Annotated in this window: 1 protein-coding gene; it reads left to right on the plus strand. The window is 52.2% G+C overall.

Translation table 11 applies throughout. The features are described 5' to 3' along the window. Positions 1 to 236, plus strand: a 236-nt coding sequence (locus ACYP03_RS26030; RefSeq protein ID WP_459782676.1) for a sugar-binding domain-containing protein, incomplete at its 5' end; no start/stop codon positions are given. Positions 237 to 276: the final 40 nt, after the last annotated feature.

A 276-nucleotide genomic window follows, 5' to 3' on the forward strand; every position in this document is an offset into this window, starting at 1 on the left:
ATATCGGAGGCTTTGACTTCTTCCGTCTGGATGGACAACAAGCGGGAACACTGATGCGGGGCCGGGTTGTCGGGCTGGAAATGTCTGATTTGCGCCGTATCCCGAATGTGATTGCGATGGCCAGTGAAAGCCGAAAGGCACTGGCAATTCTGGGCGCGTTAAGAACTGGTGTGATTGATGTGCTGGCGACCAGCGCAAGTTGTGCGATGGCATTACTGAACATGTCAGATTCATAAGCACAGCGGGCAGCAGATGAGTTATGCCAGTTATTGCTTA

The sequence above is a fragment of the Photobacterium sp. R1 genome (assembly GCF_054600795.1).